This is a genomic window from Sandaracinus amylolyticus (assembly GCF_000737325.1).
Lineage (GTDB): Bacteria > Myxococcota_A > Polyangia > Polyangiales > Sandaracinaceae > Sandaracinus > Sandaracinus amylolyticus.
The window spans coordinates 4,949,457-4,970,776 of record NZ_CP011125.1; the positions used below are offsets into that span (position 1 = coordinate 4,949,457).

The window sequence follows — 21,320 nt, forward strand, 5'->3', positions numbered from 1 at the left end:
CTAAGCAGAGCCCGGATCGCGAGCGCCTGGGCCGCGGCGAAGCGCGGACCCGTCGCGAGCCATCTCACCCGAACCGAGCGAGGCGGCAGAACCGCGGTGCCGGGCGCGAGGGGGTGGGTCCGACGCCCCCGTGCGACGGGGGCTCGCCGAGGCCGACCACAGACTGATCGAAGCGTCGCGGCAGAGCGCGAAGCGCGCGCCGCGACGCGACCACGGATTCCCGACGCTCACTGCCTCTCGTACAGCAGCCCGCGAGCACCCAGGGCGTCGGACCCACCCCCTCGCGCCTCTCGCCGAAGCCTTGCCGATCAAGCGTAGCGAGGCACCCAGCGCTCCGCCTGATACCAGCGCAGCACTTGGCGCCATCCCTCGACGAACGTCGGGAACCGCGGCTTCCACCCGAGCACGCGCAGCTTCCCCGTGTCGACCGGCAGGTCGTCGTAGAGCAGCGTCAGCGCTTCGCGATCGAGCCGCGCGCGCAGCGCGGGCTTGAGGCGGTGGCGCAGCACGACGAGCTTCCACGCCGCGAGCAGCGAGCGATCGAGCCCCGTGTACGCCGCGTCACGCTGGAAGAACTGCCCGATGCGATCGAGCACCGGCCGCGGCAGCTGTCCCGCCGGCACCGTCGGCAGCCCGTACGCGCGATAGGTCTCGCTGATGCGATCGCCGAGCGTCATCCGATCGTCGTCGGCGACGTTGTAGATCTCGCCCTCGCACTCGCGCTTGCCGAGCACGAACACCCCGGCGCGCGCGACGTCCTCGGCGTGCACGAGGTTCGCGACCGGACCGCCGCGCCACCGCGGAAGCACCGGCGTCAGCAGCCGGAGCACCGGGCCGATCACGAGCAGGCTCGCGGCGTAGTGGCGCCCACGGCGCCCGTAGAGCGGCGCCGGGCGGAGGATCGTCCACGCCGGGCCGCCTCGCTCCGAGCGCTCGAGCAGCGCGCGCTCGGCCTCGTGCTTGGTGCGACCGTGCGGGCCACGCGGGAGGATGCGCGACTCCTCGGTGAGCGGACCGTCCTGGCCCTGCGCGTAGAGCATCGCCGTCGAGACGTGGACGAACCGCTTCGCGCCCGCGCGCGCCGCCGCGTCGTAGAGCGCGACGACGGCCTCGGAGTTCACCGCGGCGAGCGTCTCGAAGGGCGCGCCGACGTCGAGCATCGCGGCGGTGTGGATCACGTGGTCCACGCCCTTCACGAGCTTGTCGAGGAACGCACGGTCGCGGATGTCGCCGGGGCGCACCTCGCCGCGCACTGGAACCGCGACGCCCTTCGGGTGCAGGTCGCTCGCGATCACGCGGTAGCCCGCCGCCTCGGCGAGGCCGACCACGTAGTTGCCGACGGTGCCCGCGGCGCCCGTGACCAGCAGCGTCTCCGGCATCAGGCGCGGTCTCCCAGGATCTCACGCAGCCGCGCGCCGGGATCGGGCGCGCGCATGAGCTCCGTGCCGATGAGCACGGCGTCCGCCCTGCCCTCGGCCACGCGTGCGAAGTCCTCCTTCGTTCCCACGCCGCTCATGTACACCGCGATGCGGTCGTTGGGAACTTCCTGGAGCGCCCTCGCCGCCGCGCCCCCGTCGAGCTGGAAGCTGCGCAGATCGCGCGCGTTCACGCCGACGATCGTCGCGTTCGTGCGAAGCGCGCGAGAGAGCTCGGCCGCGTCCGCCGCCTCGACGACCGGCTCCATCCCGCGGCGACGCACCTCGTCGATCATGACGTCGAGGTCGCGCCCCGTGAGCGCCCGCACGAGGAGCAGCACCAGGCTCGCCCCCGCGGCGCGCGCGAGATCGATCTGCCGGGGGTCGATCACGAACTCCTTGAACAGCACCGGACGCGCGACGGCCCGCGCCGCGCGCCGCACGTCGAGCACGCTCCCGCCGAACCCCGGGCCGTCGGCGAGCACGCTCACCGCCGCCGCGCCGCTCGCCTCGTAGGCGCGCGCGATCGCGATCACGTCGCCGCGCTCTCGCGCGCGGATCACGCCGGCGCTCGGGCTGCGTCGCTTGATCTCCGCGATGACGCGAGGCGGCGCGCCCGCCGGACGACGCAGCGCCGCGAGCGCGTGCGATCGGCGATCCGTGGAGCCGTCGATCGCCGGCTGCGGATGTCGCGCGCGGCGCAGCACCTCGACGCGCTTGCGGTCGAGGATCGCCGAGAGGTGATCGGTCACGACGCGTGCACCCATGCGTCGAGCAGCCGCGTGGCAGCGCCCGAGTCGATCGCGGCCTCGACGCGCTCGCGCGCCGCACGCCGATCCCGCTCCGCGCCCGCGACGATCAGCGCGGCCGCCGCGTTGATCACCACCGCGCTCCGTCGCGCGCCGCGCTCGCCGCTCAGCACCGCACGCACGAGCCGCGCGTTGTCGTGCGCGTCGCCGCCGCTGAGGCCGGCGATCGGCGCGTCCTCGAGCCCGAAGTCGCGCGGGACGATCTCGTCCTCGACCACGCGCCCGTCCTCGAGACGCGCCACGCGCGTCGCGCCCTCGGGCGCGATCTCGTCGAGCCCGCCGTGGCCGTGCACGACCCACGCGGCGCGCACGCCGAGGAGGCCGAGCACCTCCGCCATCGTGCGCACCCGCGCCGCGTCGTAGACGCCGACGAGCTGGTGCGTCGCGCTCGCCGGGTTCGCGAGCGGGCCGAGCAGGTTGAAGAACGTGCGCACGCCGAGCTCGCGCCGAACGCCCGCCGCGTGCCGCAGCGCGGCGTGATAGGCGGGCGCGAAGAGGAACCCGATGCCGAGCTCGCGCACGTGACGCGCGACGACCTCGGGGCTCGCGTCGACCCGCACCCCGAGCGCCTCCAGCACGTCCGCGCTGCCGGCGCGCGAGCTCACCGCGCGATTGCCGTGCTTCGCGACGCGCACACCGCACGCCGCGACCACGACCGCGCACGTCGTGCTGACGTTGAACGTGCCCGCGCCGTCACCGCCGGTGCCGCAGGTGTCGAGCAGCACGCCGTCGATCTCGATCGACGGAGGCACGACGCGCCGGCGCATCGCGCGCGCCGCGGCGGCGAGCTCGGTCGGGCTCTCGCCGCGCATCCGGAGCGCGATCGCGAGCCCCGCGATCTGCGCCGGCGTGGCCTCGCCGGCGAGGATCGCGTCCATCGCCGACTCCATCGCGTCGGCGTCGAGCGCACGTCCCTCGAGCACGCGCGCGAGCGCGTCGCGCACCGAGGTGCTCACGCGGCCGCCTTCTTCCCGCCGCTCGGAAGACGCCGCAGGAAGCTCGCGAGCATCGCGTGCCCGTGCTCGGTCAGGAACGACTCGGGGTGGAACTGCACGCCTTCGACGTCGAGCTCGCGGTGGCGCATCCCCATGAGCTCGCCCTCCGCGGTCCACGCGGTCGGGCGGAGCACGTCGGGCAGCGTCTCGCGCTCGACGATCAGCGAGTGGTAGCGGGTCGCCTCGAACGGGCTCGGAAGACCCTCGAACACGCCCTCGCTCGCGTGGAGGATCGGCGAGGTGCGCCCGTGCATGAGGCGCGGCGCGCGGATCACGCGACCGCCGAACGCCTGTCCGATCGCCTGGTGCCCGAGGCACACGCCGAGGATCGGGCGCTCGCCCGACTGGTGCCGGATGACGTCGAGCGTGATCCCCGCCTCGTCCGGCGTGCCCGGACCGGGCGAGAGCAGGATGCCCTCGGGATCGAGCGCGCGGATCCCCGCGAGATCGATCGCGTCGTTGCGCACGACCTTCACCGCCGCGCCGAGCTCGCCGAGGTACTGCACGAGGTTGAACGTGAACGAGTCGTAGTTGTCGATCACCAGGATCACGGCGCGTTCTCCATCGTCATTCGGGCAGCGGCTCGGCGGGCTCGCCGGCGCTCGGAGCAGGACCTTCGGGCGGGAGCGTGGGGCTGGCCTCGCCTTCGTCGACCGGCTCTTCGTCGCGACGCAGCGGGGGCAGACCTCCGAGCCGCGCGTCACGCTCGTCGTCGGCGCCCGCCGCGAGCGGACGAATCGCCGCGAGATCGTCGTGCAGCGCGACGATGGCGAGCTCAGCGTCGGCGTACGCGTGCATCGCGTCGAGCAGCTCGGTGTCCTCGGTGCCGATGCCGCGCGCGAGCAGCTGGCCGTAGCGCTCGAGCGCGTTGAGCCGCTCGCGATGGACGCGGACCGCGCGCGTGCGCAGCCGGCGGCCTTCCTGGGTCGACACCGACGCGTGCTGGAGCCGCTCGATCTGACGTCGCACCGCGGGGGCCGCGGCGGACTCGATCATCTCGGCAGCCATCACCGGACGCTCTCCGTCGACCGCGTCCTCGACCTCGCGGAGCACCGTGCGCGACGGATCGCTCCCGAGCAGCTCCTGCAGCGCCGCCGCGTCGGCCTGCACCGACGCGCTCGGACCGCTCTCGCCGCCGCCCGAGCACGCGACCGCGATCGACGCGAGCGCGACGAGGAACACGACGCGCATCACCGCGCGCCTCCGAACGGCGGAGGCCGCGACGAACGACGCCGCGACTCGCCGCGCGGCGGATACCCGCGATCGCGCAGGAAGCGCTCGATGCGCAGGCTGACGAGCTCCGGGTACTCGACCGCGAGGTAGTGCGTCCCGCCCGGCACGACGAGCATCTCCGCGCCCGGCACCTCGCGCGCGATGCGCTCGGCCGCGCTGCGCGGCGTCATCAGGTCGCGCCCGCCCGCGAGCATCAGGAGCGGCACGCGCACCGTCGGCAGCACGTCGTGCGCGTCGTGCTCTCCGATCTGCTCGAGCGTGTGCACGTAGATCCCCATGTCGAGCCCGCCGAACGAGCCCGCGAGCTCCTCGAAGATCGCGACGTCGAGCGTGCGGCTCGCGAGGCCGAGGCGCATCGCCCACTGCGGCGTGCCCTTGAACGCGACGGCGCGCTGGGTGACCGACGAGACGAGGAGCGGCATGCGCCGCAGCGTCGAGAGCACGTACGGCGCGAGCAGCCCGACCTTCGGCACGTTCGCGAGCGTGCTCCACGGCTTCCCGGCGACGCCGTTGATCAGCACGATCGACGCGATGCGCTCGGGCGCGCGGCGCCAGAGCTCGAGCGCGACCTGCACGCCCATCGACCAGCCCCAGATCGCGACCTGATCGAGCCCCTCGGCGTCGAGCACCGCGAGCGCATCGCGCGCCTGCGCCGGGACGTCGAGCGCGCCGCGATCGGGCGGGGCCCCCGAGCGATAGAGCCCGCGCTGGTCCCAGGAGACGAAGCGGTACCGATCCGAGAAGTGCCGGAGCTGGTGCGTCCACGCGCGCCACGACCCGCCGAGCCCGTTCGCGAGGAGGATCGGCGGGCCCTCGCCGACCAGGTGGTACGCGATGTCGGTGCCGTCGAACGAGACGACTCGGCGTTCTTCGACGGTCAGCGGAGGCGTGAATCGAGTCGCAGGCGCGTGGATCCGCGCGCCGCCCGGCGGAGTCGCCGACATCGGCGCGCACTGTACGAGAGTGACGATCACGAGGCAACGCCGGGCCGTCCCGTACCGGGGCTGCTAGCTTGCCCAGAGCCGTGCTGCGGTTCCTGGTGCCTCCCTCGGTCGGTGTCGCGCGCGCCCAGGCCCGGGGCGAGCTGCTGGAGCGATCGCTCTCGAGCGACCTCGGGGATCGCGTCCAGGTCGAGGTCGCGCCGGACTACGCGACGTTCGAGCGCGTGGCGCGCGAGGCGGGCGCCGAGCTCCTCTGGGCACCGGCCGCGATCTGCGCGCACGTCGCCGACGATGCGCGCGCGGTCTTCAAGGTCGTGCGCGCGGGGCGCTCGACGTATCGCTCGGCGCTGATCGCGCGCGCCGATGCGCACGTCGGGATCGCGCAGCTCGCGGGCAAGCGCGCGGCGTGGGTCGATCGTCGGTCGATCGGCGGGTACCTGCTGGTCGCGCAGCACCTGCGGGAGCGCGGGATCGACCCCGATCGCACGTTCGCCTCGCAGGACTTCGTGGGCACGCACCCCGCGGCGCTCGCTGCGGTGATCGAGGATCGCGCGGACGTGGCGGCGGTCTCGGTCGCGAGCGGCGAGAGCGAGCACGTCGAGCAGGCGCTCTCGCTGCACGGAGGGCGCGCGGGCGCGACGCGGCTCGCGCCGATCCTGATCACCGACACCGCCCCGACCGACGCGCTCGTGATCACACCCGCCCTCGACGTCATCCGCGCCGAGGCGCTCATCGAACGCATCTTCCCGCCTGCGGGGGGACGCGAGCGCACGACGGCGCTGAAGCTGGCGATGGAAGCAGACGGCTTCGAGCGCGCCGCGGACGGGGAGTACGCGCGCCTCAAGAAGCTCGGCTGAGATCCGGACGTACGCTCGCTCGTCCCAGGCGGAACCCAAGCTGATCCGGGAGGTCTCGGTCAGCACCGTCATCGAGGAGGCGAGAGGTGCGACGACTCCCTGCACGTGCGCTCGCGCTGATGCTCCTGATCCTGGGCTCGTGCGCCGCGCCCGACGCGGAGGAGACTGCGGTGCTCCTCCTCGACGAGGACGCGCGCGCCGCGGGCATCGCGCTCGAGGTCGGCGGCGAGACCGTCGAGAGCGCCCTGCCCGTCCCGGTCGCGGTCGACGACGAGGCGTACTTGGTGCGGCCCGAAGGACGCGAGCGGCTGGCGCTCGCGCCCGGTGAGCTCGTCGAGATCCGTGGCCCCGACGGCGAGGTGCAGCGCGGCGCGGTCGACGCCGATCGGTTCGTGATCACCGGGACGCACGCGGGCGCGCTCTCGCTCGGCGAGATGCTCGGTGCGCGCGTCGAGCCGCTGAGCGGTGCGCGCTACGCGCTGCACGCGCCGGGCGTGACGTGGGTCGCGGCGCTGCTCCACGACGTCGAGGTGGAAGGGGTGCGCGCGAGCTCGTTCGAGCAGGGGCTCGCGGCGGGCGACCTGACGTGGCACGAGCGGAGCGCGCTCGAGCTCGACCACGTCGTCCCCGAGCCCGACGACGATGGAGCGATCCCCGACGCGGCTGCGCTCGTCGGCGCGTACGCGTACTCCGACGTGCTGTTCGTGCTCGACGCGGCGGGCGGATATCTCCTGCGCACCGCCGAGGGCACGACGCGCGGCACGTACCGCCCGGCGCCGGGCGGCATCGAGCTCGCGCCTCACGGAGGCGAGACGACGATCCGCATGCGGCTCTGGAATGACGCGCTCGTCGACGACGTCGGAGTGAGGCTCGCGCCCGCGACGCCCGAGATGTTCGCCCGCTCGCCGAGCGATCGCGGCGAGGTGTTCTTCGACACCGGAGAGATCGAATGAAGCGAAGGGATCTGTTCGGTGGTGCGGCGACCCTCGCGGGCGTGCTCGCGTGCCCGGCGTGGATGGCGCGCGCGTTCGCGCAGGACGACGACGGTGGGCTCGCCGCGCTCTCGGAGGCGTACCGCCGTGCCCAGCGTGCCGGGCGTCCGCTGCTCGTCATCGTGATCCCCGCGCAGCGCGAGGCGCGCTGGGAGCGCGCAGGCGCGTTCGGCGAGCTGCTCAACCACGGGCCCGATCAGGTGTTCGTCGATCTCGCGCTCGCGGAGGTCGTCTGCGCGACGATGTCGACGCTGCGCACGCTCGTGCCGCAAGCGCCCGCGGGCGAGCCGCTGATGGTGCTCGTCGAGCCGGAGCGCGTCCCCGCGGTCGCGCGCGCGATCGACGCGACGCTCCCCGAGACGCCGGAGTACTGGATCTTCCGCGATGACGAGCAGATGTCGTTCGAGGAGCGCACCGCGCGCGAGAACGAGGTGATCGATCGGCGCATCGCGGCGCTCGCGTCGCTGGTGCACGGCGCGATCGCGCCCGACGATGCGGCGCTCCAGCGCCGTGCCTCCGTCGCGCTCGCGGCGCTGCCCGTCGATCGACGGCAGCGCATCGAGCTCGCGCTCGGCGTGTACGACACGTCCGACCGCGTCGCGGTGGCGCTCGCGCCCGCGCTCTTCGTGAGGCATCCCGCGTTCCGCGAGGCCGTGCGCGACGTCGGGATCGAGCGGTGGCGTCGCGGTCGCGTGCCCGGCAGCCGGTGGGCGATCGGCAGCGGGTGCGGGACCACGGTCGAGATGACCGAGGAGGAGCGCCGCCGCGAGGGCGACGCGTCGCTGATGATCGCGTGCGGCATGGGCCACGTGCCCGAGCGCAGCGCGCGCTTCCTCGACTGGTATCTCACGCCGTGATCGGCGTCGGCTTCGCGCTGCCGCCCGACGACGAGACGCTCGCGCGCGTGGCGCCGATCGCGCGCCGCGCCGACTACCTCGAGGTCACGCCCGAGACGACGTGGATCGATCGCGACGACGGCGCGCTGGTCCCGAACGGGTTCCACGCGCGCTTCCTCGCCGCGGTGCGCGCGTGGAACAAGCCCGTGGTCGCGCACGGCGTGGGCTTCTCGACGTGCAGCGAGGGCGACGAGGCGCGCACCCGCGCGTGGCTCGATCGGATGCGCGAGGACGTCGCGCTCTTCGGGTACGCGTGGTGGACCGATCACCTCGGCGCGACGTCGCTGCGGTCCGCGTCAGGAGCAGGCAGCGAGACGACGGCGCTCCCGATGCCGATGCCGTACGACGCGCGCACCGCGTCCACGCTGCGCGCGCGGCTCGAGCTCATGTCGCGCGTGGTGCCCGACGTCGGCGTCGAGAACTCGGTCGTCTACTTCGTCCTCGGAGATCCGCTCGACGAGCCCCGCCTCCTGCATGACGTGCTCGCGGCGCCGCACCGTCACCTGCTGCTCGACCTGCACAACCTCCACACGATGTCGCTGCTGCACGGGCTCGATCCGCAGGCATGGCTCGCTCGCGCGCCGCTCGATCGCGTGATCGAGCTCCACGTGAGCGGCGGTCGCGAGAGTGATCCGCGCTGGCTCCCGTCGGGCCGCACGATGCGCCTCGACGGCCACGACGACGCGGTGCCCGAGCCGGTGTGGGCGCTGCTCGACGACGTGCTCCCGCGCTGCCCGCACCTCCGCGGCGTGACGCTCGAGCGGATGGAAGGCACGGTGCCGGACCACGCGACGGCGCGCCTTCTCGACGACGAGCTCACGCGCATCCGCCGCGCGATCACGAAGGCCGCGCGATGAGCCGCGCGCGCCTCGAGGAGCTCCTCGCGCGCGCGATGCGCGCCGACGATCCGGTCGCCGCGCTGCACGACGCGGCAGGCGATCCCGAGCTCGACGAGCCCACGCGGGCGGCGCTCGCGCGCGTCGATCCCGATGGCGTCCGCATGCAGGCGCTGCTCGTCGCGCGGCTGCGCTGCGAGCGACTCGTCCAGGGCAGCGACGAGGCCGCGCACCGCGCCGAGCTCGATCCGCGCGCGTTCGCCGCCCTCTTCCGCGTGTACCACCGCGAGGTCCCGATGCACGCGTCCCACCCGAGCGCCGAGGGCCGCGCGTTCGAGGCGTGGCTCAGCCGCCGAAGCCGATGACCCGGACCGGCTCGCGCACGAGCGTTCCTTCGACGACACCGTGCCCGAGCTGTCCGTCCGTGTCCCAGCCCCAGCACATCACGCCGCCGTCCTCGACGATCGCGCACACCACGCTGTCGCCGGCCGAGATCGCGCGGGGCGCCGCGATCCCGGGCACGCGCGTCGGCGTCGGGTCGCACTCCTCGGGCGCGCCGCCGCCGCACCAGACCGTGCCTCCCTCGATCGTCCACGGGCCCCAGCACGTCACGCCACCGTCGGTGTCGATGACGCAAGAGCGACGGCTGCCGATCGAGAGCGCGGTGCCCGTGGGATCGCCCGTCGGCGCGATCGGCGCGATCGCGCACGCGCCGCCGGTGTCCCCGTGCACGCAGTACGGCAGCCCCTCCTTGATGCCGAGCGCGCCGTCCCAGTTGTAGCCCCAGCACAACACGCGCGTGTCGGCGAGCAGCACGCACGCGTGCTCCGCGCCGACCTCGAGATCGATCACGTCGTCGAGATCGACGATCCCGTCGCCCCGTCCTTCGTCGCCCGCGCGCCCGAACGTGCCGTCGCCCACGCACCGCACGCGCTCGTCGGGCATCCACAGGCACGCGTGCGAGAGGCCCATCCCGAGATCCCGCACGCCGTGCACCGCGGAGCGCGAGATGGCGCGCGACGCCGCGTCGGTGCCCCAGCAGCGCAGCTCGTCGCCCTCGACGAGCTCCGCGCACGTGCCGTGGACACCGATCCACACGCGTCGCACGGGAGGCACGTCGGGCACGCGCAGCGGGATCGGGCTGCACACGGCGCGACCACAGTCGGGTCGCTCCTCCGCCCTGACGCCGAGCTGACGGTAGTGGTCGAAGCCCCAGCACCAGAGCCCGCCGTCGACGTCCACCGCGCACGTGTGGCTGGCCCCGGCGCTCACCGACGCGATCGGAGGCAGGCCATGCACGCGGAGCGGTCGCGAGGACGCGCGCCGCTCGTTCACGCCGAGCTGCCCGATGTCGTTCTGGCCCCAGCAGTAGAGCGCGCCCTCGTCGCTCACGGCGCACACGTGATCCCCGCCCACCGAGATCTGCACCACGCGCGTGCCGGGCGGCGGCTCTTCCGGCGGCGGCGGTGGGCCCGCGTCGGGACGCGCGACGCGGGCGTCGACCACGCTCGCATCGAGCGGCGCAGGACCGTCCGCGCCATCGAGCGAGTGCGCGAGGTAGCAGCCCGGCGAGAGCAGCCCGACGGCGCACACGAGCACGCCCACGACGCGGCCGGAGTCCCCCATCCGCTCGTCGTACGCGCGATCGCGGAGAATTTCCAACCCGCCCCGGTTTGACGCCTCGCGCCGGGCCCGCCACGTTCGCGCTCGCCAGCGGTGCGCGCGGTGGGACCGTGCGCCTCGAGGGAATCCGGTGCGAATCCGGAGCTGCCCCGCAGCGGTGTGCAGGAACGAACGCCGTCCCGAGCACTGGAGGAATGGTCCTCCGGGAAGCGACGGCCAGTAGAGACCGGATCGGCTCGAACGCGATCCGAGCGCCTGCGAGCCCGAAGACCTGCCGACGGTGTCGCGCGAGATCCGCGCGGCGGCACACGGCGCCTCGTGGGAGGGCGCCCCGCCTCGGAGGTCGCTCGTGTCTCGTCCGATCCTCGCCTCGCTCGTGCTGCTCGCCGCATGCGGCACCGAGCGCCCCTGCGACGTCGCCGACCTCGCCCCGATCTCGCGCGCGCCGGCGTTCGGCGTCGTGCTCTCCGACTACGCGTCGACCGCGATCGCGCTGCTCGACGAGCGCGGCGAGGCGATCACCGAGTCGTGGATCGACTCGGGCACGCGCGCGTCGGGCATCGCGGCAGGGCTCGGAGGCGACGTCGTGATCGTCGCGACGCCCGAGCCCGGCACGCTCGCGCTGCTCGAGCGCTTCAACGCCGATCGCCTCACCCTCGCCGAGTACGCGACCGGCACGGTGCGCCAGATCGATCTCCGCGGCGACGATCCCGACGCGCCGAGCGGTCACTCGCCCAACGTGCAGGACGTGCTCGCGGTCGACGGCGCGATCGCGCTCGTGAGCCGCGCGAACCCGAGCTTCCATCCCGACGCGCCCGAGCTCGCGCGCGGCAACGACGTCGTGGTCGTCGACGTCGCGCAGGGCGTCGTGCTCGCACGCATCGACGTCGCCGCCGACACCACGGCGGAGGACGGCACGCCGATCTACGCGCGCCCCACGACGCTCGTGCCGATCGCGCATCCGAGCGGCGCGCGGCGCGTGCTGGTGTCGCTCCAGCGCCTCAGCGCGGACTTCACGCTCACCGGCGACGGCGCGGTCGCGGTCGTCGATCCCGACACGCGCGCGCTGACCGAGCTCGTCGCGCTCGAGGGTCTCAGCGGGTGCCACGGCGCGCGCGCGATCCCGGGCGCGCCCGATCGCGCGATGATCCTCTGCACCGGCGATGCGTTCTCGCCGGGCCTCGAGCGCCGGCGCGAGGCGGGCATCGTGCGCGTCGCGATCGATCCCGACGGACGCATCACGATCGATCGCGCGTGGCGCGCCGCCGATCACGAGAGCGCGCCGTCGCCCACCGCGGGGCTCGTGCCGCTCGACGCGTCGCGCGCGGCCTACGTCGCCGATCCGCGCGGCGAGAGCGGCCGCGACGTCCTCGCGCTGCTCGATCTCGACGACGCATCGATCGCGATCCTGCTCGAGGCCGACGCGTCGTTCGTGCTCGGCAGCGGCGCGCTCGATCCCGAGCGCGGCCTGCTCCTCGTCCCCGACGCCGACGCGCGCGGCGTCCATCGCCTCGACGTCCACGCGGAGGGCGCGACCCTGCGTGACTTCGTACTGCTACCGACCTGTCGCACGCTGCCGCCGCGCGAGATCACGCAGCTCTGAGCGGACGCCCAGACGGCGGTACTCGGTGCTTGCAAGCCCGTCGCCGCGGGAGTAGGTGGGACTCCGATGACCACTAGCTCGCCTTTCCGTCGACACTGGAACCTCTTCTCCTGTGTCCTCGCGGCGGTGCTCGCTGGCTCGCTCGGTCCAGGCTGTACGCCGAACCTGCCACGCACGCCTACCATGCCGAGCGAGGACGCGCGCTTCCAACGCGCCGATCTGACTCCGCCGGGCATGGCCGACGACGCAGCCGCCGCGATGCAGCTCTACCCGGGCGACGTCGTGACGCTCCGGTTGATCAGCACCGAGACCGAAGAGTACGAGGGCCTGGTCGTCGACGAGCGCGGCGTGCTGCACATCCCGCTCGCGGGCGACGTCCCGGTGGGCGGCCTCGACCTCACCGACGCGGAGCGTCGCGTCGAAGAGGCGATGCGCCAGTTCGATCGCACGTCGCGCGTGTCGCTCGTCGTCAGCGAGCCGAGCGGACACTTCGCGAGCGTGCTCGGCGCGGTCGGCGAGCCCGGACGCATCGCGGTGACGCCGGGCATGCGCCTCGCGGACCTGCTCGCGGCCGCGGGCGGCGCGGCGGTCGCGGAGGAAGAAGGCTTCTCCATGCCGTCGGGCGACCTCGGCGGCGCGCGCCTCGTGCGCAACGGCGAGGCGCTGCCGATCTCGCTCGAGATCGCGCTCACGGGTGATCCTCGCCACAACATCCGCGTCCGCCCCGGCGACACGCTCTACGTCCCGGCGGACCTCGGTCGCCTCGTGAGCGTGCTCGGCCAGGTGGGCTCGCCGCGCATCATGGCGTTCCGGCCCGGCATGCGCCTCACCCACGCGCTCTCGCTCGCGGGCGGCGTGACCCGCGATGGGAACTGGGGCGACGTGCGTGTGATCCGTGGTGAGGCGTCCGATCCGATGGTCTATTCGACCAGTGTTGCGGCGATCGTCGACGGCGACGCGCACGACGTCGTGCTCGCCCCGGGCGACATCGTGTACGTTGCTTCGGCCGGTCACGCCGACCTGCGCGACGTCATGAACTCGCTCTCGTTGCTCCTCTCGATCCCGATCACCGCGGCCTCGATCACCGTGCCGTCGCTGATCATCGGCTCGGGACGCTGAGCGTGGCCGCGCGCTTCGCTTCGACCTGAACGCCACTCGACCTCGACACGCCAAGGGAGCCCCATGTCCAGTCCGTTCCGTTGCTACGTCATCGGCAACGAGTCGCTCGCGATCCAGTGCGCCGACATCCTGCGAGCGCGAGGCCACGCCGTGCTCGGCATCGTCTCGTCGGACGAGGGCATCGGGAAGTGGGCGGACCAGAACGGCGTCGCGCGCATCGCGCCGGGCAAGGGCCTCGCCGAGCGCCTGCGCGCGCACACCGAGTCGATCGGAGGAGGCGAGTTCGATTGGCTCTTCTCGATCGCGAACCTGACGATCATCCCCGACGACGTCCTCGCGATGCCGAAGCGGGGCTCGATCAACTTCCACGACGGCCCGCTGCCGCGCTACGCGGGCCTCAACGCCCCGATGTGGGCGATCCTGAACGCCGAGCCGCGCCACGGGATCACCTGGCACGTCATCGAGGGCGGCGTCGACGAGGGCGACATCCTCGCGCAGCGCACGTTCGGCATCGGCGAGCGCGACACGTCGGTGGTGCTCAACACGCGCTGCTACGAGGCGGCGATCGAGTCGTTCAGCGAGCTCGTCGATCAGCTCGGCACCGGCACCGAGCAGCGCACGAAGCAGGACCTCACGCAGCGCACGTACTTCGGGCGCTACGACCGCCCCGCGGCGATGTGCACGATCGACTGGGCGCAGCCCGCGTCGAAGATCGCGTCGCTCGTCCGCGCCCTCGACTTCGGTCCGCGCTACGCGAACCCGGTCGGCGCCGCGAAGACGCAGACCGCGACCGATCCGCTCCTGCTCCCCGAGGTGCACGAGGGCAGCGCCGAGACGAGCGACGAGCCGGGCACGATCGTCGCGGTCGAGCACGGCGCGATCGAGGTCGCGACGGGCCAGGGCACGCTGCGCTTCCCGCGCGCGACGTGCGTGAGCGGCATCCCGCAGGACGACGCCGCGCTCGCGAAGCACGGGATCGTGAAGGGCGCGCGCCTTCCCGCGCTCGAGGAGACGCGCGCGACGCGCCTCGGCGAGTCCGATCAGCAGCTCGCGAAGCACGAGACGTTCTGGTCGAAGCGCCTCGCGCAGGTCGCGCCGATCGAGCTGCCGTACGCGGATCGCACGCCGAGCAAGGCGCCGGTGTTCGTGCGCGCGCCGGTGCCGGTGCCGGCGGGGATGGACGCGCCGTCGACGCTCGCCGCGGCGATCGCGTGGCTCGCGCGCATCACGGGCAACCGCACGTTCGACGTCGGCTATCGCCACCCCGCGATCACCAGCGCGACGCAGGGCGTGGAGCGCTTCTTCGCGCAGTCGGTCCCGCTGCGCGTGGAGCTCGGCGACACGATCACGTTCGCGGAGCTGCGCGAGAAGATCGCCGCGGATCGCGATCGTCTGCGCGAGCACCTCACCTACCCGCGTGATCTCGTCGCGCGCACGCCGGGGCTCGGCAGCGCGAAGATCGAGATCGCGGTCGAGGAGACCGACGCGCTCGACACCGTGAAGCCGCGCGCCGGCGAGGTGCTCGAGATCGCGATCAGCCCCGATGGATCGCGCGCGACGCTGATCATCGACAGCACGCGCGTCGCTGCGGCGCACCTCGAGAAGATGGTCGGCCGCTTCGGCACGCTGCTCCAGGGCGCGGCGAACGACGCCGCGACGCAGGTCGCGCGCCTCCCGCTGCTGCCCGCCGACGAGCTCGATCGCGTGCTCCGCCACTGGAACGCGACGACCACCGAGTACCCGGCCGATCGCTCGGTGCACCAGCTCTTCGAGGCGCAGGTGGATCGCACGCCGGACGCGATCGCCCTCGCGTTCGAGCGCGAGCGCCTCACGTACCGCGCGCTCGACGAGCGTGCGAACCAGCTCGCGCACAAGCTGATCGCGCTCGGCGTCGGCCGAGACACGCTGGTCGCGCTGCACGTCGATCGCTCACCCGAGCTCGTGATCGGCGCGCTCGCGATCTGGAAGGCGGGCGGCGCGTACGTGCCCGTCGATCCGAGCTATCCCGCGGATCGCGTCGCGCTCTACGTCGAGGACTCGCAGGCGAAGGTGGTGCTCACGAAGGAGCACCTCGCGTACGCGCTGCCGCAGACCGGCGCGACGATCCTGCGCCTCGACGCGGACGCGTCGTCGTTCGCGAGCGAGCCGCGCACGCGCCCGGCGCGCGAGACCGACAGCGCGAGCCTCGCGTACGTCATCTACACGTCGGGCTCGACCGGCCGCCCCAAGGGCGTGATGATCGAGCACCGCCACGTCGCGAACTTCTTCACCGGCATGGACCCGGTGATCCCGCGACCGACGGATGCGCGCTGGCTCGCGGTGACGAGCCTCTCGTTCGACATCTCGGTGCTCGAGCTCTTCTGGACGCTCTGCCGCGGCTTCGAGGTCGTGCTCTCGAGCGACGAGGATCGCGCGCTCGTCTCGAGCGGTCGCGCGCCCGGCAGCGATCGGAAGATCGGCTTCTCGCTCTTCTACTTCGCGAGCGACGAGGGCGAGAAGAACGCGGGCAAGTACCGCGCGCTGCTCGAGGGCGCGAAGTTCGCGGATCGCAACGGGTTCCAGGCGGTGTGGACGCCCGAGCGGCACTTCGGCGCGTTCGGCGGCCTCTATCCGAACCCGAGCGTCGCGAGCGCCGCGATCGCCGCGGTCACGCAGCACGTGAAGATCCGCTCGGGATCGTGCGTGCTCCCGCTGCACCACCCGATCCGCGTCGCGGAGGAGTGGGCGCTCGTCGACAACCTGTCGAACGGGCGCGTCGGCATCTCGTTCGCGAGCGGCTGGCACCCGAACGACTTCGTGCTGCGCCCCGAGAACTTCGCGAACGCGAAGGGCGCGATGGTGCGTGACCTCGAGATCGTCCGGAAGCTCTGGCGCGGCGAGACGCTCGAGTTCGAGGGCCCGAAGGGCCCCGTGAAGGTGAGGACGCTGCCGCGTCCCGTGCAGCCCGAGCTGCCGATCTGGGTGACCGCCGCGGGCAACCCCGAGACGTTCGCGGCCGCGGGCCGCATGGGCGCCGGCATCCTCACGCACCTGCTCGGTCAGAGCCTCGACGAAGTGCGCGAGAAGGTCGCGGTCTATCGCAAGGCCTGGAAGGACTCGGGCCACGAGGGCGACGGCCACGTCACCCTCATGCTCCACACGTTCATCGGAGACGACGAGCGCGCCGTGAAGGAGACCGCGCGCGAGCCGATGAAGGACTACCTGCGCAGCTCGATGAACCTGATCGCGGCGCACGCGTGGGCGTTCCCCGCGTTCAAGAAGCACGCGAAGGAAGGCGCGAGCTTCGAGGACAACTTCACCTCGCTCTCGCCGGAGGACGCGGACGCGCTGCTCGATCACGCGTTCGAGCGCTACTACGAGACGAGCGGTCTCTTCGGCACGCCCGAGAGCGCGCTCCAGCGCGTCAACGAGTGCAAGTCGATCGGCGTCGACGAGATCGCGTGTCTCATCGACTACGGGATCGACAGCGACACGGTGCTCGCGCACCTCGATCACCTCAACCGCCTGCGCCTCGCCGCCGAGCCGAAGCCGCGCGTCGAGGAGGACGACTGGTCGATCGCCGCGCAGATCGTCCGTCACCGCATCACGCACCTGCAGTGCACGCCGAGCATGCTGCGCATGCTCCTCGGCAACGACGAGGCGCGCACCGCGCTCGCGCACGTGAAGCACATGTTCGTCGGCGGCGAGGCGCTGCCGGGCTCGCTCGTCGCGGAGCTCGCGACGGCGACGCGCGCGACGCTCACGAACATGTACGGCCCGACCGAGACGACGATCTGGTCGTCGACCGAGGTCGCGGCGCCCGTCGAGGGCACGGTGTCGATCGGCAAGCCGATCGCGAACACGCAGCTCTACGTGCTCGACGCCGCGCGCCAGCCGGTGCCGGTGGGCGCGCCGGGCGAGCTGTGGATCGGCGGCGCCGGCGTCGCGCGCGGCTACTGGCAGCGCCCCGATCTGACCGAGGAGCGCTTCGTCCCCGATCCCTTCGTGAAGACCGAGGGCGCGCGGATGTACCGCACCGGCGACCTCGTTCGCTGGGCGAGCGACGGCCGCGTCGAGTTCCTCGGTCGCGTGGATCACCAGGTGAAGATCCGCGGCTACCGCATCGAGCTCGGCGAGATCGAGTCGCGCCTCTCGAACCACGAGGACGTGCGCGAGGTCGTCGTCGTCGCGCGCGAGGACAACCCGGGCGACAAGCGCCTGGTCGCCTACTACACGGCGGCCCAGGGCCACACGCCCGACCCCGAGAAGCTGCGCGCGCACCTGCGGGTGACGCTGCCCGAGTTCATGGTGCCCTCGCACTTCGTGGAGCTCGCGCGCTTCCCGCTGACGCCGAACAACAAGATCGATCGCAAGCAGCTCCCCAAGCCCGACGAGAGCGCCGGGCGCGCCTCGGCCGCGGAGTTCGTGGCCGCGGAGAGCGAGATCGAGAAGCAGATCGCCGAGATCTGGATGCGCATCCTCGGCCTCTCGAAGGTCGGCACCCAGGACAACTTCTTCGAGCTCGGCGGTCACTCGCTGCTCGCCGTCCAGGCGCACCGCGAGATCAAGCAGGCGACCGGCAAGGACCTGACGATCACCGACATCTTCCGGTTCCCGACGATCGCGGCGCTCGCGAGCTACCTCGGTGGCGGCGGCGACGCGGGCGGCGGCGCGGAGGAGCTCGGCAAGACCGCCGATCGCGCGGCCCAGCGGCGCGAGATGATGAACCGCCGCAACCAGGTCCGCCGCCGGTAGTCGCTCGTCGCACGGACGCCACACGTGAGCGGGCCCGGCATCGGAAGGTGCCGGGCCCGACGTGCGTTTCGCGCCGGTACCAAACGCCCGCTGCTCGTCGGAATCACACCCGGTGCTCATGCCTCTCTGGTACCGTGCGAGAGTTCCGAGCCATCCGGGAAGAACGCGTCTCTCCACCCCTGGACCGATCCGCTGATCGGCGTAAAACTCGGCCCCCAGCTGCATTCCACATGGCCGCTCAGAACGACCAGGCCGAGGCCCCCGAGAGCGGCGAAGCGTCGAGCCGCGCCAGACCCGGCCTCCCCGTGGAGCCAGCGCGGCTCCTCCGTGCGATCCGACGCGGCCGATGGTGGCTCCTCGCCGCCGCCGTGATCGGCGTCGTCGTCGGCGTCGTGCTCGCGAAGTTCGTCATCAAGCACAACTACGACTCGAGCGCGTCCATGCGCTTCGAGGGCGTGCAGCCCCTCGCGGAGGGCGCCGAGGCGTCGCCGCAGGACGCGCGGCGCGACCTTCCCTCGCGCTTGGAGTCGCTGCGCCGAGACGAGGTCCTGCGCGAGGTGCGCCGGCGCATGGGCATGGATCCCGTGCCCCTCGCCGCCATGCAGAACCTCTTCGAGAACACGCAGGACGCCGAGGCCGGCCTCGTCACGATCACCGCGCACTCGACGTCGCCGGAAGAGGCGGCGCGCTTCGCGAACACGATCGTCGACACGTTCGTCGAGTACCAGCTCGGCGCGCGCCGCCGCGAGATCGAGACGGAGATCGCGAACCTCGACGGGCGCATCCTCGCAGCGCGACAGGAGCTCGACGTCACGCGCTCGCGCTACGACGCGTTCCGCACCGAGCACGGCGTCACGGACCTCACGACCGAGCAGGAGGCGGCGCTCGAGCAGGCCGCGGATCTGCGCGCCGAGGCGGACCTCGCGGCGGCCGAGATCGCGTCGCTCGAGGCGCGCGTCACCGAGCTGCGCGAAGAGGTGCGCCGCCAGCCGCGCATGCAGGTCGTCGCGTCGCAGACCGAGTCGGTCGACGAGACCGAGCTCGCGCGCGCCGAGGCGCACCTCGAGCAGCTGCGCGGACAGCTCTCCGAGGATCACCCGCGGTTCCAGGTCGCCGAGCGTCAGGTGCGCTCGCTGCGCGAGCGCGTGAGCTCGGGCGGCGGCAGCCGGGTCGGCTCGGTGTCGATGGGCGCGAGCTCGACGTTCGAGACCGCGGCGACCGCGCTCGCGACGGCGTCCGCCGACCTCGAGGCGGCGCGCCAGCGCTCGGTGCAGCTGCAGCGCCTCGCGCAGGAAGCGCAGCAGCGCGTCGCGGGCTTCTCGGCGATCGAGGGCGACGCGACGGCGCTCCTCGCCGACGTGCAGGTGAAGCAGACGCTGCTCAACAACCTGCAGAACCACCGCGCGCGCCTGCAGAACATGATCGAGAACCCGGACACCGGGTTCCGCGTGATCGCACGCGCGGTCGCGCCCGAGAGCGCCGCGCCGAGCAAGCGCAAGTACTACGTCGCGGCAGGCGTCCCGCTCGCGCTCGTGCTGCTCGTGCTCGTGGGGCTCGTCGGTCGCGAGCTGCGCGGCCTGAAGCTCCACACCGCGTCGGAGGTCTCGTTCTGGGGCAACGGCGCGGTGGTCGGCACCACGACGTGGCCGCGCGATCCCAGCGCCGCGGGCGATCTCGTCGCCGACATGGACGACTTCGTGCCGAAGTCGACCGGCACGATGCTCGTCGTCGGCGCCACGGAGCACGAGATGCCGCTCGCGATGGAGCTCGCGAAGCAGCTCGCCGCGGACTGGACCGACACGACGCTCATCGAGATGGGGCGCGACACGCTCGTGAGCCCGAGCCCGATGGACGCCGGTCGTCGCTCGCTCCCCGCGAGCGCGGGCCCGTCGGTCGGCGGGATGTCCTCGCAGGAGCTCGAGGCCGCGCCGACGCAGGTGCAGCGCGGCGGATCGTTCGAGCTCCTCGGCCCGCCGACGATCGTCAGCGCGGTGGCGCCCTACGGCGTGCTCACCTCGACGCCGATGAGCGACGAGACCGAGCGCCTGATCCCGACCGCGTGGGAGGGCCCGCTCAACGGGCAGCAGCTGCGCCGCGCGGCGCGCCTCGCGGATCGCGTGCTCGTCGTCGTGCCCTCGGGCGCGATCACGGTGACGCAGCTCGGCGATCTCGCGAACCGCCTCGGCCGCAAGGAAGGCGTCGGCTACGCGGTCGTCGGCATCGCGGACGAGTACGCGACGCTCCCCGACCGCAGCGGCGACGTCGAAGCGTTCTGGAGCGCGACGCGCGAGTGATCGGACGACTGCGGAAGCCGCGCCGGAGAGGTCGGAAGAAGATCCTCGCGATCTCCTCCGGCGGCGGCCACTGGATCGAGCTGATGCGCCTGCGCCCTGCGTTCGAGGGGCACGACGTCGTCTACGTCACGGTCTCGGACACTTATCGCTCGCACGTCCAGGGCGCGAAGCTGCGCGTCGTGCCCGACGTGACCCGCTGGGATCGCGTGGGCCTCGTGAAGTGCGCGGCGCGCGTGCTCGGCGTGCTGCTCGCGGAGCGCCCCGACGTCGTGATCTCGACCGGCGCCCTGCCCGGCTTCTTCGGCGTCGTGCTCGGCAAGTCGCTCGGCTGCCGCACCATCTGGGTCGACAGCATCGCGAACGTCGAGGAGCTCTCGATGTCGGGCGCGAAGGTGGGCCCCTTCGCGGACCTCTGGCTCACGCAGTGGCGGGAGCTCGAGCGCGCCGGCGGGCCCGAGTACGCGGGGGCGATCCTGTGATCTTCGTGACGGTCGGCGCGCAGATGCCGTTCGATCGCATGGTGAAGGCCGTCGACGAGTGGGCCGCGGCGCGCAAGCGCGCCGACGTGTTCGCGCAGATCGGCCCCGCCGACTACGTGCCGCAGCACGTGAAGTGGACGCGCTTCCTCGAGCCCGACGACTTCCTCGCGCGCTATCGCGAGGCGCGCGTGATCGTCGCGCACGCGGGCACGGGCTCGATCCTCCAGGCGCTCGAGCTCGGCAAGCCGATCCTCGTGATGCCGCGGCGCGCAGCGCTCCGCGAGACCCGCAACGACCACCAGGTCGCCACCGCCGAGCGCTTCCAGTCGCTCGGGCGCGTGCCGGTCGCGTGGGACGCGGGCGACCTCGCGCAGGCGCTCGACCGCATCGACGGCCTGTCCTCGGAGAAGACGCTCGGGCCCCACGCGAGCCCCGAGCTGATCGCGCGCCTTCGCCGTTTCCTCGACGAGTGACCCCCGCGCGCACGCCGCGTC

The 21,320-nt window shown here is 72.9% G+C and carries 18 protein-coding genes and 1 riboswitch; of the genes, 11 read left to right on the forward strand and 7 right to left on the reverse strand.

Going from position 1 to position 21,320, the window contains the following annotated elements; all coding sequences use genetic code 11:
- Positions 1 to 308 precede the first annotated feature (308 nt).
- The 6 genes from DB32_RS21035 to DB32_RS21060 are packed head-to-tail and all read right to left on the reverse strand — an operon-like array spanning position 309 to position 5,396.
- Positions 309 to 1,379 (reverse strand): NAD-dependent epimerase/dehydratase family protein, encoded by a 1,071-nt coding sequence (locus DB32_RS21035; RefSeq protein WP_053234439.1) that lies wholly within the window; start codon positions 1,377 to 1,379, stop codon positions 309 to 311.
- The gene (locus DB32_RS21040) at positions 1,379 to 2,182 is read right to left on the reverse strand and encodes an indole-3-glycerol phosphate synthase TrpC (protein ID WP_053234440.1); all 804 of its coding nucleotides are present in this window, start codon (positions 2,180 to 2,182) and stop codon (positions 1,379 to 1,381) included. Before DB32_RS21040 ends, DB32_RS21035 begins: the two co-directional genes overlap by 1 nt.
- Positions 2,164 to 3,180: an anthranilate phosphoribosyltransferase gene (gene trpD / locus DB32_RS21045; RefSeq protein ID WP_075097577.1), complete on the reverse strand. Its 1,017-nt coding sequence runs from the start codon at positions 3,178 to 3,180 to the stop codon at positions 2,164 to 2,166. The genes DB32_RS21040 and trpD overlap by 19 nt, the downstream gene beginning before the upstream one ends.
- Positions 3,177 to 3,770, reverse strand: a complete 594-nt coding sequence (locus DB32_RS21050; protein WP_053234441.1) for an anthranilate synthase component II — start codon at positions 3,768 to 3,770, stop codon at positions 3,177 to 3,179. Before DB32_RS21050 ends, trpD begins: the two co-directional genes overlap by 4 nt.
- Before the next feature lie 16 nt (positions 3,771 to 3,786).
- Positions 3,787 to 4,410 (reverse strand): hypothetical protein, encoded by a 624-nt coding sequence (locus tag DB32_RS21055; RefSeq protein ID WP_053234442.1) that lies wholly within the window; start codon positions 4,408 to 4,410, stop codon positions 3,787 to 3,789.
- Positions 4,410 to 5,396, reverse strand: coding sequence for an alpha/beta fold hydrolase (locus tag DB32_RS21060; RefSeq protein ID WP_053234443.1), 987 nt, complete (start codon positions 5,394 to 5,396; stop codon positions 4,410 to 4,412). Before DB32_RS21060 ends, DB32_RS21055 begins: the two co-directional genes overlap by 1 nt.
- A gap of 80 nt (positions 5,397 to 5,476) precedes the next feature.
- Here DB32_RS21060 and DB32_RS21065 point away from each other — a divergent pair, with 80 nt between their 5' ends.
- The 5 genes from DB32_RS21065 to DB32_RS21085 all read left to right on the forward strand — a co-directional run bounded on the left by DB32_RS21065 (position 5,477) and on the right by DB32_RS21085 (position 9,339).
- A complete protein-coding gene (locus tag DB32_RS21065; RefSeq protein WP_053234444.1) occupies positions 5,477 to 6,250 on the forward strand; it encodes a phosphate/phosphite/phosphonate ABC transporter substrate-binding protein in 774 nt (257 codons plus the stop codon).
- Positions 6,251 to 6,336: 86 nt separating this feature from the next.
- Positions 6,337 to 7,203 (forward strand): hypothetical protein, encoded by an 867-nt coding sequence (locus DB32_RS21070; protein WP_157069246.1) that lies wholly within the window; start codon positions 6,337 to 6,339, stop codon positions 7,201 to 7,203.
- Positions 7,200 to 8,099: a hypothetical protein gene (locus DB32_RS21075; protein ID WP_053234446.1), complete on the forward strand. Its 900-nt coding sequence runs from the start codon at positions 7,200 to 7,202 to the stop codon at positions 8,097 to 8,099. The genes DB32_RS21070 and DB32_RS21075 overlap by 4 nt, the downstream gene beginning before the upstream one ends.
- Positions 8,096 to 8,995 (forward strand): MbnB/TglH/ChrH family RiPP precursor modification enzyme, encoded by a 900-nt coding sequence (locus tag DB32_RS21080; RefSeq protein WP_053234447.1) that lies wholly within the window; start codon positions 8,096 to 8,098, stop codon positions 8,993 to 8,995. The genes DB32_RS21075 and DB32_RS21080 overlap by 4 nt, the downstream gene beginning before the upstream one ends.
- Positions 8,992 to 9,339, forward strand: coding sequence for a hypothetical protein (locus DB32_RS21085; protein WP_053234448.1), 348 nt, complete (start codon positions 8,992 to 8,994; stop codon positions 9,337 to 9,339). Before DB32_RS21080 ends, DB32_RS21085 begins: the two co-directional genes overlap by 4 nt.
- On the opposite strand, the gene DB32_RS21090 is transcribed toward DB32_RS21085, so the two are convergent.
- Positions 9,320 to 10,600 (reverse strand): RCC1 domain-containing protein, encoded by a 1,281-nt coding sequence (locus tag DB32_RS21090; protein WP_053234449.1) that lies wholly within the window; start codon positions 10,598 to 10,600, stop codon positions 9,320 to 9,322. The two genes, DB32_RS21085 and DB32_RS21090, sit on opposite strands and share 20 nt — an antisense overlap.
- Before the next feature lie 71 nt (positions 10,601 to 10,671).
- Positions 10,672 to 10,890: riboswitch (cobalamin riboswitch) on the forward strand.
- Positions 10,891 to 10,946: 56 nt separating this feature from the next.
- On the opposite strand from DB32_RS21090, the gene DB32_RS21095 reads away from it, so the two are divergent.
- The 6 genes from DB32_RS21095 (at position 10,947) to DB32_RS21120 (ending at position 21,299) form a co-directional block, all read left to right on the forward strand.
- Positions 10,947 to 12,200 carry a hypothetical protein gene (locus DB32_RS21095; RefSeq protein WP_053234450.1) on the forward strand — a complete coding sequence of 418 codons (1,254 nt, stop codon included), beginning with the start codon at positions 10,947 to 10,949 and terminating at the stop codon, positions 12,198 to 12,200.
- Between the two features lie 66 nt (positions 12,201 to 12,266).
- Complete coding sequence (locus tag DB32_RS21100) at positions 12,267 to 13,319, forward strand: SLBB domain-containing protein (RefSeq protein WP_083457579.1); 1,053 nt, start codon at positions 12,267 to 12,269, stop codon at positions 13,317 to 13,319.
- Positions 13,320 to 13,382: 63 nt separating this feature from the next.
- On the forward strand, positions 13,383 to 18,053 hold the full coding sequence (locus DB32_RS21105) for a MupA/Atu3671 family FMN-dependent luciferase-like monooxygenase (RefSeq protein ID WP_053234452.1): 4,671 nt from the start codon (positions 13,383 to 13,385) through the stop codon (positions 18,051 to 18,053).
- Between the two features lie 368 nt (positions 18,054 to 18,421).
- Positions 18,422 to 20,347: a GumC family protein gene (locus DB32_RS21110; RefSeq protein ID WP_169791506.1), complete on the forward strand. Its 1,926-nt coding sequence runs from the start codon at positions 18,422 to 18,424 to the stop codon at positions 20,345 to 20,347.
- Positions 20,344 to 20,826, forward strand: a complete 483-nt coding sequence (locus DB32_RS21115; RefSeq protein ID WP_205627066.1) for a glycosyltransferase — start codon at positions 20,344 to 20,346, stop codon at positions 20,824 to 20,826. Before DB32_RS21110 ends, DB32_RS21115 begins: the two co-directional genes overlap by 4 nt.
- Positions 20,823 to 21,299, forward strand: coding sequence for a glycosyltransferase (locus DB32_RS21120; RefSeq protein ID WP_053234454.1), 477 nt, complete (start codon positions 20,823 to 20,825; stop codon positions 21,297 to 21,299). Before DB32_RS21115 ends, DB32_RS21120 begins: the two co-directional genes overlap by 4 nt.
- The last annotated feature ends 21 nt before the right edge of the window (positions 21,300 to 21,320 follow it).

Bases quoted from the DNA above. Each gene is read 5' to 3' on its own strand.
- DB32_RS21035 (WP_053234439.1), bottom strand. From the start codon at position 1,379: ATGCCGGAGACGCTGCTGGTCACGGGCGCCGCGGGCACCGTCGGCAAC.
- DB32_RS21040 (WP_053234440.1), bottom strand. From the start codon at position 2,182: ATGGGTGCACGCGTCGTGACCGATCACCTCTCGGCGATCCTCGACCGC.
- DB32_RS21055 (WP_053234442.1), bottom strand. From the start codon at position 4,410: ATGCGCGTCGTGTTCCTCGTCGCGCTCGCGTCGATCGCGGTCGCGTGC.
- DB32_RS21060 (WP_053234443.1), bottom strand. From the start codon at position 5,396: ATGTCGGCGACTCCGCCGGGCGGCGCGCGGATCCACGCGCCTGCGACT.
- DB32_RS21075 (WP_053234446.1), top strand. From the start codon at position 7,200: ATGAAGCGAAGGGATCTGTTCGGTGGTGCGGCGACCCTCGCGGGCGTG.
- DB32_RS21085 (WP_053234448.1), top strand. From the start codon at position 8,992: ATGAGCCGCGCGCGCCTCGAGGAGCTCCTCGCGCGCGCGATGCGCGCC.
- DB32_RS21090 (WP_053234449.1), bottom strand. From the start codon at position 10,600: ATGGGGGACTCCGGCCGCGTCGTGGGCGTGCTCGTGTGCGCCGTCGGG.
- DB32_RS21100 (WP_083457579.1), top strand. From the start codon at position 12,267: ATGACCACTAGCTCGCCTTTCCGTCGACACTGGAACCTCTTCTCCTGT.
- DB32_RS21105 (WP_053234452.1), top strand. From the start codon at position 13,383: ATGTCCAGTCCGTTCCGTTGCTACGTCATCGGCAACGAGTCGCTCGCG.